Annotated in this window: 14 protein-coding genes; 2 read left to right on the forward strand and 12 right to left on the reverse strand. The window is 71.1% G+C overall.

Annotated elements, in window-relative coordinates; all coding sequences use genetic code 11:
* From nuoK to FK529_RS13430, 12 genes are all read right to left on the reverse strand, one after another.
* Complete coding sequence (gene nuoK, locus FK529_RS13375) at nucleotides 1–300, reverse strand: NADH-quinone oxidoreductase subunit NuoK (RefSeq protein WP_146561907.1); 300 nt, start codon at nucleotides 298–300, stop codon at nucleotides 1–3.
* The gene (locus tag FK529_RS13380) at nucleotides 297–1,070 is read right to left on the reverse strand and encodes an NADH-quinone oxidoreductase subunit J (RefSeq protein WP_146561909.1); all 774 of its coding nucleotides are present in this window, start codon (nucleotides 1,068–1,070) and stop codon (nucleotides 297–299) included. Before FK529_RS13380 ends, nuoK begins: the two co-directional genes overlap by 4 nt.
* On the reverse strand, nucleotides 1,067–1,570 hold the full coding sequence (gene nuoI / locus FK529_RS13385; protein WP_146561911.1) for an NADH-quinone oxidoreductase subunit NuoI: 504 nt from the start codon (nucleotides 1,568–1,570) through the stop codon (nucleotides 1,067–1,069). The genes FK529_RS13380 and nuoI overlap by 4 nt, the downstream gene beginning before the upstream one ends.
* Nucleotides 1,563–2,885 carry an NADH-quinone oxidoreductase subunit NuoH gene (gene nuoH, locus FK529_RS13390; protein WP_146561913.1) on the reverse strand — a complete coding sequence of 441 codons (1,323 nt, stop codon included), beginning with the start codon at nucleotides 2,883–2,885 and terminating at the stop codon, nucleotides 1,563–1,565. The genes nuoI and nuoH overlap by 8 nt, the downstream gene beginning before the upstream one ends.
* The gene (locus tag FK529_RS13395) at nucleotides 2,882–5,251 is read right to left on the reverse strand and encodes an NADH-quinone oxidoreductase subunit G (protein WP_146561915.1); all 2,370 of its coding nucleotides are present in this window, start codon (nucleotides 5,249–5,251) and stop codon (nucleotides 2,882–2,884) included. Before FK529_RS13395 ends, nuoH begins: the two co-directional genes overlap by 4 nt.
* Nucleotides 5,248–6,588 (reverse strand): NADH-quinone oxidoreductase subunit NuoF, encoded by a 1,341-nt coding sequence (nuoF, locus tag FK529_RS13400; protein WP_146561917.1) that lies wholly within the window; start codon nucleotides 6,586–6,588, stop codon nucleotides 5,248–5,250. The genes FK529_RS13395 and nuoF overlap by 4 nt, the downstream gene beginning before the upstream one ends.
* Nucleotides 6,585–7,307, reverse strand: coding sequence for an NADH-quinone oxidoreductase subunit NuoE (nuoE, locus tag FK529_RS13405; RefSeq protein WP_146561919.1), 723 nt, complete (start codon nucleotides 7,305–7,307; stop codon nucleotides 6,585–6,587). The genes nuoF and nuoE overlap by 4 nt, the downstream gene beginning before the upstream one ends.
* Complete coding sequence (locus tag FK529_RS13410) at nucleotides 7,304–8,563, reverse strand: NADH-quinone oxidoreductase subunit D (protein ID WP_146562076.1); 1,260 nt, start codon at nucleotides 8,561–8,563, stop codon at nucleotides 7,304–7,306. Before FK529_RS13410 ends, nuoE begins: the two co-directional genes overlap by 4 nt.
* Before the next feature lie 26 nt (nucleotides 8,564–8,589).
* Nucleotides 8,590–9,309: an NADH-quinone oxidoreductase subunit C gene (locus FK529_RS13415; protein ID WP_146561921.1), complete on the reverse strand. Its 720-nt coding sequence runs from the start codon at nucleotides 9,307–9,309 to the stop codon at nucleotides 8,590–8,592.
* Nucleotides 9,306–9,860, reverse strand: coding sequence for a NuoB/complex I 20 kDa subunit family protein (locus FK529_RS13420; RefSeq protein ID WP_146561924.1), 555 nt, complete (start codon nucleotides 9,858–9,860; stop codon nucleotides 9,306–9,308). The genes FK529_RS13415 and FK529_RS13420 overlap by 4 nt, the downstream gene beginning before the upstream one ends.
* Nucleotides 9,851–10,213 (reverse strand): NADH-quinone oxidoreductase subunit A, encoded by a 363-nt coding sequence (locus FK529_RS13425; RefSeq protein ID WP_146561926.1) that lies wholly within the window; start codon nucleotides 10,211–10,213, stop codon nucleotides 9,851–9,853. The genes FK529_RS13420 and FK529_RS13425 overlap by 10 nt, the downstream gene beginning before the upstream one ends.
* Before the next feature lie 141 nt (nucleotides 10,214–10,354).
* A complete protein-coding gene (locus tag FK529_RS13430) occupies nucleotides 10,355–10,750 on the reverse strand; it encodes a response regulator (protein WP_146561928.1) in 396 nt (131 codons plus the stop codon).
* A 256-nt stretch (nucleotides 10,751–11,006) separates the two neighbouring features.
* Between FK529_RS13430 and FK529_RS13435 the strand changes: the two genes are divergently transcribed.
* Nucleotides 11,007–11,402: a YybH family protein gene (locus FK529_RS13435; protein ID WP_146561930.1), complete on the forward strand. Its 396-nt coding sequence runs from the start codon at nucleotides 11,007–11,009 to the stop codon at nucleotides 11,400–11,402.
* Nucleotides 11,402–12,796, forward strand: coding sequence for a purine-cytosine permease family protein (locus tag FK529_RS13440; protein ID WP_231703077.1), 1,395 nt, complete (start codon nucleotides 11,402–11,404; stop codon nucleotides 12,794–12,796). Before FK529_RS13435 ends, FK529_RS13440 begins: the two co-directional genes overlap by 1 nt.
* Nucleotides 12,797–12,933: the final 137 nt, after the last annotated feature.

Consider the following 12,933-nt stretch of genomic DNA (forward strand, 5'->3'; position numbering starts at 1 on the left):
TCACCGCCTCAGCAGGTGCGGCTCGTCGACGGACACGGACCGACGGACCCGGAAGATGGCGATGATGATCGCCAGGCCCACCACCACCTCGGCGGCGGCCACGACCATCGTGAAGAAGGCGAGCACCTGCCCGTGCGGCACGGCGTGCATCCGGCCCGCGGTGACGAGCGTGAGGTTCGCGGCGTTGAGCATCAGCTCGATGCACATGAACACGACGATGGCGTTGCGGCGCAACAGCACCCCGGCGGATCCGATCGCGAAGAGCAGCGCCGCGAGGTACAGGTAGAGGTGCGGGTTCACGGCGACACCTCGTCGTCGCGCAGCACGTGCGGGACTTCGTCGTCGAGGGAGGCGGCGCGGTCGGGCAGGGCTCGGCGCTCGCCGGGCGCGCGCGGGATGAGCGTGTGGTTGACGGATTCGAGGGCGGGCGTCCCGTCGGGCAGCCGGGCCGGCAGGTCGACGGCGTTGCCCAGCGCATAGACGCCGGGGTTGGGCAGCGGAGTGGCGCGGCGGCCCTCGCGGAACCGACGGATCGACTGCTCGCGCTGGCTGAGCGCGGTGGCGAGGTTCTCCCGGTGCGCGAGGATCATCGCGCCCAGCGTGGCGGTGATGAGCAGCGCGGCGGTCAGCTCGAAGGCCCACAGGTAGCGCACGAAGACGGTGTCCGCCAGGGCCTCCACCGAGTTCGGCGGGTACTCGCCCGACGGTGCGCCGGGGCCCGGCAACGTGGCCCGGGCCACGAGGCCGATGAGGAGTATCCCGAACGCGAGACCAGCCGCGGCGGCGGCGATCCGGTGCCCGCGCAGGGTCTCGACCAGGGAGTCGGAGGAGTCGACGCCCACGAGCATGACGACGAACAGGAACAGCATCATCACCGCGCCGGTGTAGACCACGATCTGCACCACCCCGAGGAAGGTCGCGTCCTGGGCGATGTAGAGGATCGCGAGCAGGATCATGGTGGCGGCCAGGCACAGCGCCGAGTACACGGCCTTGGAGGCGAGTACGACGCCGAGGGCGAAGGCGACCGCGGGTACGGCGACGATCCAGAACGTCCACAGCTCGCCCGTCACGAATCCACCTCTCCCCGGTAGTAGTCGGCGGCGGTGAGGCTCTCGCGCATCGCGTGCGGCGGTGGCGCCTCGCCCTCGTGCAGCGGCGCCAGCAGGTCGTCCTTGTCGTAGATCAGCGCGGCGCGGTCGCGGTCGGCCATCTCGTAGTCGTTCGTCATCGTCAGCGCGCGCGTGGGGCACGCCTCGACGCAGAGGCCGCAGCCGATGCAGCGCAGGTAATTGATCTGGTAGGTCCGGCCGTAGCGCTCGCCGGGGGAGTACCGCTCCTCGTCGGTGTTGTCGGCGCCCTCCACGTAGATCGCATCGGCCGGGCAGCTCCACGCGCACAGCTCGCAGCCGATGCACTTCTCCAGCCCGTCGGCGTACCGGTTGAGCTGGTGCCGCCCGTGATAGCGGCCGGCGGTGGGCGCCTTCTCCTCCGGGTAGTTCTCGGTCACCGGTCTGGTGAACATGGTCCGCAGGGTCACGCCGAATCCGGCGAGTCCTAGGGGGTCAGCCATGGGACGCCTCCTTCGCGTCGGTCTCGTGCGGCAGAGCGCGCCGCGCGGGCTCGGACAGGTACTGGCCCGGCATGGGCGGCACCGGGAAGCCCCCGGCCAGGGGATCGAAGGGCAGCGAGAAGGTCTCCGGGTCGGGGCCCGGCTCGGGTGCCGTCTGTCGACGGTGCCGGGCCACCAGGACGGCGAGCACGGCGAGGGTGAAGAGCAACGAGACCGCGGGGGCCAGGACCGTCGTCGAGTGCCCGGCGAGGGCCCAGGCCTGCACCGCACCGGCGACCAGCACCCACGCCAGCGCGGTCGGGATCAGCAGTTGCCAGCCGAACCGCATGAACTGGTCGTACCGCAGCCGCGGCAGCGTGGTGCGCAGCCAGATGAAGGCGAACAGGAAGCACCACACCTTGCCCACGAACCAGAGCACCGGCCACCAGCCGGAATTCGCCCCGTCCCACAGGTTCAGCGGCCACGGCGCGTGCCAGCCGCCGAGGAACAGCGTGGTGGCCAGCGCCGAGACCGTGGTCATGTTCACGTACTCCGCGAGCATGAACATGGCGAACTTCAGCGAGCTGTACTCGGTGTGGAAGCCGCCCACCAGCTCGCCCTCGGCCTCCGGGAGGTCGAAGGGGGCGCGGTTGGTCTCGCCGACCATGGAGACCACGTAGACCACGAACGAGGGCAGCAGGAGGAAGACGTACCAGACACCTTCCTGCCGGGCCACGATGCCCGACGTGGCCATGGTGCCGGCGTAGAGGAAGACGGCGGCGAAGGACAGGCCCATCGCGACCTCGTAGCTGATCACCTGGGCGGTGGACCGCAGGCCGCCGAGCAGCGGATACGTGGACCCGGACGACCAGCCCGCGAGCACGATGCCGTAGACGCCGATGCTGGTGATCGCGAGCACGTACAGCACCGCAACCGGAAGGTCGGTGAGCTGCAGCGGCGTCCACGTCCCGAAGACCGAGACCTGCGGGCCGAAGGGGATCACGGCGAAGGCCATGAAGGCGGGAATGGTGGCGATGATGGGGGCGAGGAGGTAGACGGGCTTGTCGACGCCGGCCGGGGTGATGCCCTCCTTGAGCGCCAGCTTGATGCCGTCCGCGAGGGACTGCAGAATCCCGAAGGGCCCCAACCGGTTCGGGCCGTACCGGTGCTGCATTCGCGCCATCACCTTGCGCTCGATGAGGATCGCGGCGAGCACCGTCAGCACCAGGAAGCCGAAGACCGCGACGGCCTTGCCCAGGATCAGCCACCACGGGTCGCGGCCGAAGGCGGAGAGGTCGACGGGCCCGTGCGGCCCGAGCGCGAGTGTGCCGATCATCGCGGATACCCCCACTGACCGATCGACACGACCGCACCCGAGGTGACGCGCAGCGTCTCGAAGACGGTGCTGCCCGGCGAGTTCTGCGGCACCCACACCACACGGTCAGGCATCTCGGTGATCGCCACCGGCAGTGTGATCGCACCGTGCCGAGTGGATACGACGACGAGAGAACCGTCGGCGACCTGGATTTCGCGGGCGGTCGCGGCGGACAGCCGCGCGACGGGGCGTCGCGCGGTGGCGGCGAGGTCCGGCGCGCCGTCCTGGCCGCGACCCAGGTCGAGGAGCTGCCGCCACGTCGCGAGCAGGGCCTCGCCGTCGCCGGGGACACCGGCGGCGCCGGGGACACCGGCGGCGCCGGGGCGAGCGGAGACGGGCCGGCGTGGCGGCCGCGCCGAGCCGAGCGTGCGGAGCGCGGCGGCGGCCCCGCCGGTGTCGGTGAAGCCGAGGTCGGCGCGCATGGCCTGCGCGAGGACCGCGAGTACCCGCGCGTCGGCGAGTGCGCCGGGCGACGGGAGCGCCGCGGCGAAAGACCGCATCCGGCCCTCCCAGTTGCGGAAGGTGCCCCCGCGCTGGGCCACGGTGGCGACGGGGAGCACCACGTCGGCCCGGGCGGTGACCTCGGACTCCCGCTGCTCGAGGCTCACCACGAAGGCGGCGTCCAGCGCGCGGCGCGCGGCCCCGGGATCGGGCAGGTCGCCGACGTCGACCGCGCCGCACACCAGGGCGGACAGGTCGCCGGCTGCGGCGGCGGCGAGGATGCCGGCGGTATCGCGGCCGGGGCCGTCGGGCGGGGTGACGCCCCACAGAGCTTCGAGCTCCCTGCGGTGCGCCTGGTCGGTGGTGAGGCGGCCGCCGGGCAACATCCCGGCCAGCGCCCCCGCGGCGACCGCGCCGGGCTCGCCCGCGCGGCGCGGGATCCAGGCGAGACGCGCGCCCGTGGTGCCCGCGAGCGCGGACGCGGCGGCGAGGGCCCCCGGTGCCTCGGCGAGTCGCTCCCCGACGAGGATCACCGCGCCGGGGGCCGACAGCTGCTGCGCCAGCGCGGAGTCGGCGAGGGCGGCGGCCTCGCCGCCGGGAACGCAGTGGAGCAGGGTGCCGTCGAGGCGGCCCAGCCCGCGGGAGGCGAACGGGGCGATCGAGAGCACCCGGGTGCCGCCCGCCCGCACCGATTTACGTAGCCGCAGGTGCACGATGGGCGACTCCTCCTCGGGCTCGAAGCCCGCGAGCAGCACGACCGACGCCGTCTCCAGGTCTGCGTAGGTCACTTCATCCACCGCGCCGGAGGCCAGGAACGAGGCCTCCTCTGCGCTGTGCGGCCGGATACGGAAGTCGATATCGTTGGTGCGCAGCGCGATGCGGGCGAAGGCGGAGTACGCGTAGAGATCCTCGACGGTGCCGCGCCCGCCGGCGAGCACCGCTGCCGCGCGCCCCGTGAGCCCCTTCGCGGCGGCCGCGATCGCCTCGGGCCACGAGGCGGGGGCGAGCGCGCCGTCGGCGCCGCGGACCAGCGGAGTGGTGAGCCGGTCCGGCCCGGAGGCGTAGGTGAACGCCCACCGTCCCTTGTCGCAGTTCCATTCCTCGTTGACCTCGGCGTCGTCGCCGGCGAGGCGGCGCAGGACCTCACCGCGCCGGTGATCCACGCGCAGCCCGCAGCCGCTGGCGCAGTGCTCGCACGCCGACGGGGTGGACGTCAGGTCGAAGGGGCGCGCGCGGAACCGGTACGAGGTGCTGGTGAGCGCGCCGACGGGACAGATCTGCACGGTGTTGCCGGAGAAGTACGAGTCCAGCGGTTGATCGCCTGCGACGCCGACCTGTTGCAGCGCACCGCGGTCCATGAGCTCGATGAAATCGTCGCCCGCGATCTCGTCGGAGAACCGGGTGCACCGGGCGCACAGGACGCAACGCTCGCGGTCGAGCACGATCTCCGCCGAGAGCGGGATCGGCTTGGGGTAGGTGCGCTTGTCGGCGGACGGGAAACGCGACGTGGCGCGGCCGGCGGACATGGCCTGGTTCTGCAGCGGGCACTCGCCGCCCTTGTCGCACACCGGGCAGTCCAGCGGGTGGTTGACCAGCAGCAGCTCCATCACGCTGCGCTGGGCGCCCGCCGCGGCGGCGGAGGTGGCCTGTGTGCGTACCACCATGCCCTCGGTCACCGTCGTTGTGCAGGAGGCGAGTGGCTTGCGCTGGCCCTCCACGTCCACCAGGCACTGCCGGCACGCGCCCGCAGGGGCGAGCAGCGGGTGATCGCAGAAGCGGGGGATCGCGATGCCCAACGCCTCGGCGGCGCGGATCACGAGGGTGCCCGGCGGGACCTCGATCTCGATGCCGTCGATGGTGGCCTTCACGGGCTCGGGTGCGGTCATCGGGCGCCCCCCGGGACCGGGGCCTCGCGCATCGAGGCCGCGGGGTCGAAGGGGCAGCCGCCCTCGGCGACGTGCAGCTCGTACTCCTCGCGGAAGTACCGCAAGGAGCTCTGGATGGGGCTGGCGGCACCGTCGCCGAGTGCGCAGAAGGCCTTGCCGAGAACGCCGTCGGCCACCTCGGCGAGCGTGTCCAGGTCCTCCACGCGGCCCTCACCCGCCTCCAGCCGGCGCAGCAGCCGCACCAGCCAGTAGGTGCCCTCGCGGCACGGCGTGCATTTGCCGCACGACTCATGGGCGTAGAACTCCAGCCAGCGCAGCACGGCCCGCACCACGCAGACGGTCTCGTCGAAGATCTGCAGTGCCTTGGTGCCGAGCATGGAGCCGGCGCCGGCGACGCCCTCGTAGTCGAGCGGTACGTCCAGGTGCTCAGCGGTGAGCAGCGGGGTGGACGAGCCCCCGGGCGTCCAGAACTTCAGCTCGTGGCCTGGCCGGACGCCGCCCGCGAGGTCGAGCATCTCCCGCAGCGTCACGCCGAGCGCCGCCTCGTACTGCCCGGGCCGCACCACGTGCCCCGAGATCGAGTACAGCGTGAAACCGGGCGACTTCTCGCTGCCCATGCTGCGGAACCACGCGGACCCGCGCGCGAGGATCGCCGGGACGCTGGCGATCGACTCGGCGTTGTTGACGCACGTCGGCGAGGCGTACAGGCCCGCGACGGCGGGGAACGGCGGCCGCAGCCGCGGCTGCCCGCGGCGGCCCTCCAGCGAGTCCAGGAGCGCCGTCTCCTCGCCGCAGATGTACGCGCCGGCGCCCCCGTGGACCACCAGCTCCAGACTGAAGCCGCTGGGGCCCAACGGCGTGCCCAGGTAGCCGGCCGCGTACGCCTCGGCGACGGCGGCGCGCAGCCGCCGCTGCACGCTCAGCACCTCGCCGCGGACGTAGATGAAGGCCCGCCGCGCGCGGATCGCGTACGAGGCGATGATGACGCCCTCGATCAGCGTGTGCGGCGTGGCGAACATGAGCGGCATGTCCTTGCACGTGCCGGGTTCGGACTCGTCGGCGTTCACCACGAGGTAGTGCGGCTTATCGGCGCCGGGCTTGGGCTCCTCGCCGGCGCGCAGCTGCGGGATGAAGCTCCATTTCAGGCCCGTCGGGAAGCCGGCGCCGCCGCGGCCGCGCAATCCCGCGTCCTTCACCAGCGCGATCACCTCGTCGGGCGCCATCGCGAGCGCGCGCTCGAGGCCCTCGTAGCCGCCCGTCGCGCGGTAGGAGTCGATGGTCCACGGCTCGGGATCGCCCCAGTGAGCGGAGAGCACGGGCGTGAGGTGCGCGGTCATGACTCCGCCTCCCGGACCGCCAGCAGGCCGGCCACCGTGGGGGCGCCGCCCACGCCCGACGCGGAGACGGCGCCGGGCCGGATGTCGTCGAAACCGGCGAGCAGCCGGGCGGTTTCGCGGAAAGTGCCCAGCGGAGCGCCGCGCGTCGGCGACGGTGGCCGGCCGGACCGCAGCGCGTCGACCAGGTCGCGGGCGCTCGCTACCGTCTGGTCGTCGAAGAACTCCCAGTTGACCATCACGACGGGGGCGTAGTCGCAGGCCGCGTTGCACTCGATCCGCTCGACGGTGACCTTCCCGTCGGCGGTGGTGCCGCCCGGGTCGATCCCGAGGTGCTCGCACAGGGAGGCGAGGATCGCGTCGCCGCCGAGCACGGCGCACAGCGTGGTGGTGCAGACGCCGACGAGGTACTCGCCGGTGGGGCCGCGCCGGTACATCGAGTAGAACGTGGCGACGGAGACCACTTCGGCGGCGGTGAGGTCCAGTGCGGTGGCGCAGAACTCGACGCCGGCCGGGGTGATGTAGCCGTCCTCGGACTGCACCAGGTGCAGCAGCGGCAGCAGTGCGGACCGCTTCTCGGGGTACCGGGCGACGAGCTGTTCGGCGTCGGCCGCGAGCCGCTCGGTCACCTCCGCGGGGTACTCGGTGGGTGCTCCGGGCCGGTACAGCTGCACGGCCTCCTGCGGTCGCGCGCCGAATTCCAGGAAGACGGGTTCGCTCATCGGTCCACCCCTCCCATCACGGGGTCGATACTGGCGACGGCCGCGATCACGTCGGAGACCATGCCGCCCTCGCACATCGCCGCCACCGCCTGCAGATTCGTGAACGACGGATCGCGGAAGTGCACGCGGTAGGGACGAGTGCCGCCGTCGCTGACGGCGTGCACCAGCAGCTCGCCGCGGGGCGCCTCGACCGAGGCGGCCACCTGCCCGGCCGGAACCGCGAAGCCCTCGGTGACCAGCTTGAAGTGGTGGATCAGCGACTCCATCGACTCGCCCATGATCTCGGCGATGTGCTTGCGCGAGTTGCCGAGCCCGTCGGGACCGACCGCGAGATCGGCGGGCCAGCCGAGGCGGGCGTCGTCGACCATGACGGGACCGGGAGTGAGCTTGTCGAGGCACTGCTCGACGATCCGCAGCGACTGCGTCATCTCCAGCACCCGGATCAGGTAGCGGCCGTAGCAGTCGCACCCGCTGTCGGTGATCACATCGAAGTCGTAGTCCTCGTAGCCGCAGTAGGGTTCACTGCGGCGCAGGTCGTGCGGGAGGCCCGTCGCCCGCAGGACGGGGCCGGTGATCCCGAGCGCCATGCAGCCCGTGAGGTCGAGGTAGCCGATGTTCTTGGTCCGCGCGATCCAGATCGGGTTCTCGGTGAGCATCGACGACATGGACGCCAGCTGCGGAGGCAGCGTTCTGAGCAACTCGCGGATCTGCGGGATCGCCTCGTCGGGCAGGTCGGCCGCGACGCCACCCGGGCGGATGTAGGCGTGGTTCATGCGCAGTCCGGTGATGGTCTCGAAGACGTCGAGGATCTGTTCCCGGATCTCGAAGCCCCGCAGCATGGGGGAGACCGCACCCAGTTCCATGCCCCCCGTGGCCAGCGCGACGAGGTGGCTGGTGATCCGGTTGAGCTCCATCAGCAGGACGCGGATCACGGTCGCGCGTGCGGGGATCTCCTCGGTGATGCCGAGCAGCTTCTCCACGGCGAGGCAGTACGCGGCCTCGTTGAACAGCGGGGCGAGGTAATCCATGCGGGTGACGAACGTGGTGCCCTGCGTCCAGGTGCGGAACTCGAGGTTCTTCTCGATGCCGGTGTGCAGGAAGCCGATCCCGCACCGCGCCTCGGTCACCGTCTCGCCGTCGAGCTCGAGGATGAGGCGCAGGACGCCGTGCGTGGACGGGTGCTGGGGACCCATGTTCACCACGATCCGCTCCCGGCCGAGCGCTTCGGCGCTGATGTCGTCCCAGTCGGAGCCCATCGCGGTGAACTCGCTGTAGCCGGTGGTCACGAGTACGACCTCCGGGTATCCGGTGCGGAGACCGCGGCGCCGTGGAATTCGACGCCGATGCCGCCGAGCGGGTAGTCCTTGCGCTGCGGGTGGCCCTCCCAGTCGTCCGGCATCTCGATCCGGGTGAGAGAGGGATGCCCGTCGAAGACGATGCCGAAGAAGTCGTAGGTCTCCCGCTCGTGCCAATCCGTCGTCGGGTACACGCCGAAGAGCGAGGGGAGGTGCGGATCAGCTTCGGGACAGGAGGTTTCGAGGCGTAGGCGGCGGCCGTGCGTGATCGACCGCAGGTGCGTGACCGCCCGCAGCTCCGCCCCGGCGTTCTCCGGGAAGTGCACGCCGGAGGTGCCCAAACACATCTCGAACCGCAGCGCCGGCTCGTCGCGCAGCAGCCGCGCCACCGCCACCACGTGCTCGCGCGGCACCCGCAGCGTGACCTCGCCGCGGTACACGAGAACCGCGCGCACGGCGTCGGTGAAGGGCGCACCGTCGGACCGGTCCAGGGCCTCCCTCAGCACCGCGACGACCCGGTCGTACCCCGCCGGCAGCGGCTCCTCGCCCGGCCCGGGCATGGCGACGGGGCGCCTGATCCGCCCGTAACCGGAGGTGTCTCCCGTGCCGCCGCTGAACATGCCCGTCCGGGTGCGCACCACGTCCGGCGGTGGTGTGGCGGGTTCGACGGCGCCGCCGGGCTCGGGCGGCTCGGGGGTGCCGGTCATCGCAGCAGTCCTGTGAACTCGATGGTGGGCCGCGAGGCGAGAGCGGCCTCCTCCGCCGCGCGCCGCGCCGCCTCGCGGTGCACGCCCATCGGCGTCTCGGCGACCTTCTCGTGCAGGGCCAGCAGGGCGTTGAGCAGCATCTCCGGGCGGGGCGGACATCCGGGGAGGTAGATGTCCACGGGCACCACGTGGTCCACGCCCTGCACCACGGCGTAGTTGTTGAACATGCCGCCCGAGCTGGCGCAGACCCCCATGGCGAGGACCCATTTCGGCTCCGCCATCTGGTCGTACACCTGGCGCAGCACCGGTGCCATCTTCTGGCTGACCCGACCGGCGACGATCATCAGGTCCGCCTGCCGGGGCGAGGCACGGAAGGCCTCCATGCCGAATCGGGCGATGTCGAAGCGCGGCCCGGTGGTGGCCATCATCTCGATGGCGCAGCACGCCAGCCCGAAGGTGGCCGGCCACAGGGATCCCTTCCGCGCGTACCCCGCCACCACTTCGAGCGTCGACAGGAGGAAACCGCCCGGAACCTTGTCTTCTAGTCCCACTGAAGTCCCCCTCGCCGCCACTCGTAGACGTAGGCGACCGTCACGTTCACCAGGAACAGCGCCATCACGAGCAGGCCGTAGGTTCCCAGCACGTCGAAGTGCACCGCCCACGGGTAGAGGAAGACGATCTCGATGTCGAAGATGATGAACAACATGGCCGTGAGGTAGAACTTCACCGGGAACCGTCCGCCGCCCGAGGCGGGCGTCGGCGACGGATCGATGCCGCACTCGTAGGCCTCGAGTTTCGCGCGGTTGATCCGCCGCGGCCCCACGAATCGGGCGACACCCACGGAGAACACTGCGAAGGCGGCCGCGATCGCCCCGAGTACCAGGATGGGCACGTACAGGTCCACGGCGACGCTCCTTCCGCGGTGTAGGCGAAATCCCATTCAGCAGAACCGGTTAGGTTCCCCTGAGTGACGTTGTGAGCTACGTCACAACTATAGGTCGAACGCGAGACCGGGGTGGGCCTTTTCGGGCGAGCGTGTCGGATGTCAGAGAGTCGCGGTGGCCAGCAGGCGCCCCGCGGCGCCCGCCAGTTCGAACGGGTCGAGCGGGTGGCTCACCCAGGCGTCGGCCTGGGACCAGCGTGCCAACCAGCTGTCGGCGCTGCGGGCCGTGATGACCAGGAGGGGCGGGCACGGTGCGATCTCGTCGCGCACCTGCCGGGCCAGCCCCAATCCGCCCGCGGGCGCGGCTTCACCGTCGAGCACGACGAGCGCGACCCCGCCCTCGTCCAGGCGGGCGATCACGGCCGGCGCGGTCGCGGCTTCGAGGACGGCGATCGGGGGTCTGCCCGGCGCGGGGCGCGTGCCCAGGGCGGCGATGATCTCCGCGCGGTGACGCGCGTTGGAGCTGTAGACGAGGACGAGCGGGGCTGCGCCGGTCATGGTCCCCACGATAGGGACGCCGGTCGGGTTACGAAGCCGTTTGCGGGTGTTGTTCCGCCGAATATTCGAACGATCGGCTGCACCAATAGTGCGCTGATCGGCGCGAGATAGGGCCGGCGCACGGCCTGACGGTGGTCTGATCGCGCAGAACGATCGAAATCGGAAACCATGGAGTGAACACCTGCTTGCGGCGTCCCGTGATCGGGCTTAAGGTGGGCCGACCCGGGAGCGGGAGAACCGCAGGTCAGGAGATGAAATGCAGCGCACGATCCCCGAGGGCGAGGTGCTCGCGGCGGCCGATCGCATCATCGAGGCCTTCACCGCCACGGACACCGACGGCTATTTCGCTGGCTTCGACCCGCGCGCGACCTTCGTCTTCCACACCGAACCGCGCACGTTGGCCGACCGTGCGGAGTACGAGCGCCTGTGGGCCGGTTGGATCGACTCCGGCTGGCGCGTGATCTCGTGCGAGAGCACCGCGCGGATCGTGACGGCCGTGGGCGGCACGGCGGTGTTCAGCCACGACGTGCACACCGTCACCCAGGTCCGCGACGGGTCCCGCACCGAGACGCGCGAGCGGGAGTCGATCGTCTTCGCCACCGCTCCCGACGGCACCCTTGTGGCCGTCCACGAACACCTCTCGGCCTCGTGATGCTGCGCTACTACCGCCGGCTCGACGCGTACCTGCACGCCTCCGCCGACGACGGGAGCCCCGTGCGGGGAGAGCTCGGCGGGCGGCGCATCTTCGCGATCTGGCTCGCGGCGAACCTGGTCGTCACCACGATGCTCACCGGCACGCTGTTCGTGCCCTCAGTCTCGCTGAGCGGCGCCTTTTGGCTGATCCTCGCGGGCACTGTCGTCGGCGCCCTGGTCCTGGTCGCGGTCGGGAACGTGGGCACCCGCACCGGTCTGCCGACGATGGCACTGACGCGTGCCTCCTTCGGGGTGCGTGGCAGCCGGATCCCGGTGGCCGCCAACATCGCCGTGCTCATGGGCTGGAGCTGGGTGCAGGCGATGCTCGCCGGCGTCACCGTGAACTACGTGATCGAGCAGCAGACCGGATACTCGAATCCGGTCCTGTTCTCGGTGCTGTGCGAGGTGATCGTGGTGTCGCTGGCCATCTTCGGCCATGCAGGTATCGCGAAGGTGGAACCGATTCTCGCCGTCGTGATCCTGGCGATCATGGGGTACTTGTTCATCGATATGTTCGGCGACGGCTTCGCCCGCCTGAACGCCCTTCCCCGCGACCCCGAGGGCCTCAGCGGCCTCGGCATCTTCGACATCGTGGTCGCCACGGCCATCTCGTGGACGGTGCTCTCGGCCGACATCAACCGGTTCGCGCGCAGCGAGCGGGGCGGCGTCATCGGCTCGGGGCTCGGCTACGTGGCTTCGACGGTTGCCGCGATGGCCCTGGGTGCCACTGCGATCGCTTGGCTGCTCGCGAACGGCAAGGACGCCCCGTCCTTCGATCCGACGGCGATCGTGGCCGAGTTCGGCGTCCCTCTGGCCGGGGTGGTCGTCTTCTCGGTGATGGCCACCAACACGATGGCCGTCTACGGGATGGTCACCTCGCTCGTCAATGCCGAACCCGGTCGCATCCGATTCCTGCCCGCCGCGCTGGGGCTCGGCGTCGTCTCGATCGCCGGATCGGCGTGGCTGGCGCTCCTCGACAAATTCACCTCGTTCCTCACGGCCATCGGCATCGTCTTCATCCCGGTCTTCGCGATCATCGTCGTGGACTATTACGTCCTACGGCGCGGGCGCTACGCCGCGTCGCTCGCCGAGGCCGGCTCACGCGACTACTGGTACCGCGGCGGCTGGAACCCGGTCGCCGTCGCCGTGTGGATCGCCGGCGTCGGCTTCTCCTCGGCGATCACCTACCTGTGGGTCAGCCCGGTGGGTGCCACGGTCCCGACCTTCGTGGTGAGCGCCGGACTGTACTGGGCCGGGAGCGCAGCCGTCCGCCGCGGTTCGGGCGGACCTGGGCGATCCGTCGCCCCGACTCCCCTCGATCGGGCTGCCGGGGATTCCGTGCGGTGGACATGACCGCAGGCTAGCGCCGCTGGGCCGCGGTATGAGTGGATCCGATCGGTGTGATCGGGACTTCGTGCGCGCCGGGCTTCGCGTCGCGGGTGCCGGGCACTAGGCTGGCGGCTGAGTTGCAGCCCCGAGCTCGGCCAGTG

It is taken from the genome of Tsukamurella asaccharolytica, assembly GCF_007858435.1.
GTDB classification, from domain to species: domain Bacteria; phylum Actinomycetota; class Actinomycetes; order Mycobacteriales; family Mycobacteriaceae; genus Tsukamurella; species Tsukamurella asaccharolytica.

Excerpts from the sequence above, each read along its gene's own strand:
- FK529_RS13410 (WP_146562076.1), bottom strand. The coding sequence starts at position 8,563 with ATGGGCTCCGACTGGGACGACATCAGCGCCGAAGCGCTCGGCCGGGAG.
- FK529_RS13430 (WP_146561928.1), bottom strand. The coding sequence starts at position 10,750 with ATGACCGGCGCAGCCCCGCTCGTCCTCGTCTACAGCTCCAACGCGCGT.
- nuoH (WP_146561913.1), bottom strand. The coding sequence starts at position 2,885 with ATGATCGGCACACTCGCGCTCGGGCCGCACGGGCCCGTCGACCTCTCC.
- FK529_RS13440 (WP_231703077.1), top strand. The coding sequence starts at position 11,402 with ATGCTGCGCTACTACCGCCGGCTCGACGCGTACCTGCACGCCTCCGCC.
- nuoI (WP_146561911.1), bottom strand. The coding sequence starts at position 1,570 with ATGGCTGACCCCCTAGGACTCGCCGGATTCGGCGTGACCCTGCGGACC.
- FK529_RS13435 (WP_146561930.1), top strand. The coding sequence starts at position 11,007 with ATGCAGCGCACGATCCCCGAGGGCGAGGTGCTCGCGGCGGCCGATCGC.
- nuoF (WP_146561917.1), bottom strand. The coding sequence starts at position 6,588 with ATGACCGCGCACCTCACGCCCGTGCTCTCCGCTCACTGGGGCGATCCC.
- FK529_RS13415 (WP_146561921.1), bottom strand. The coding sequence starts at position 9,309 with ATGACCGGCACCCCCGAGCCGCCCGAGCCCGGCGGCGCCGTCGAACCC.
- FK529_RS13395 (WP_146561915.1), bottom strand. The coding sequence starts at position 5,251 with ATGACCGCACCCGAGCCCGTGAAGGCCACCATCGACGGCATCGAGATC.
- nuoE (WP_146561919.1), bottom strand. The coding sequence starts at position 7,307 with ATGAGCGAACCCGTCTTCCTGGAATTCGGCGCGCGACCGCAGGAGGCC.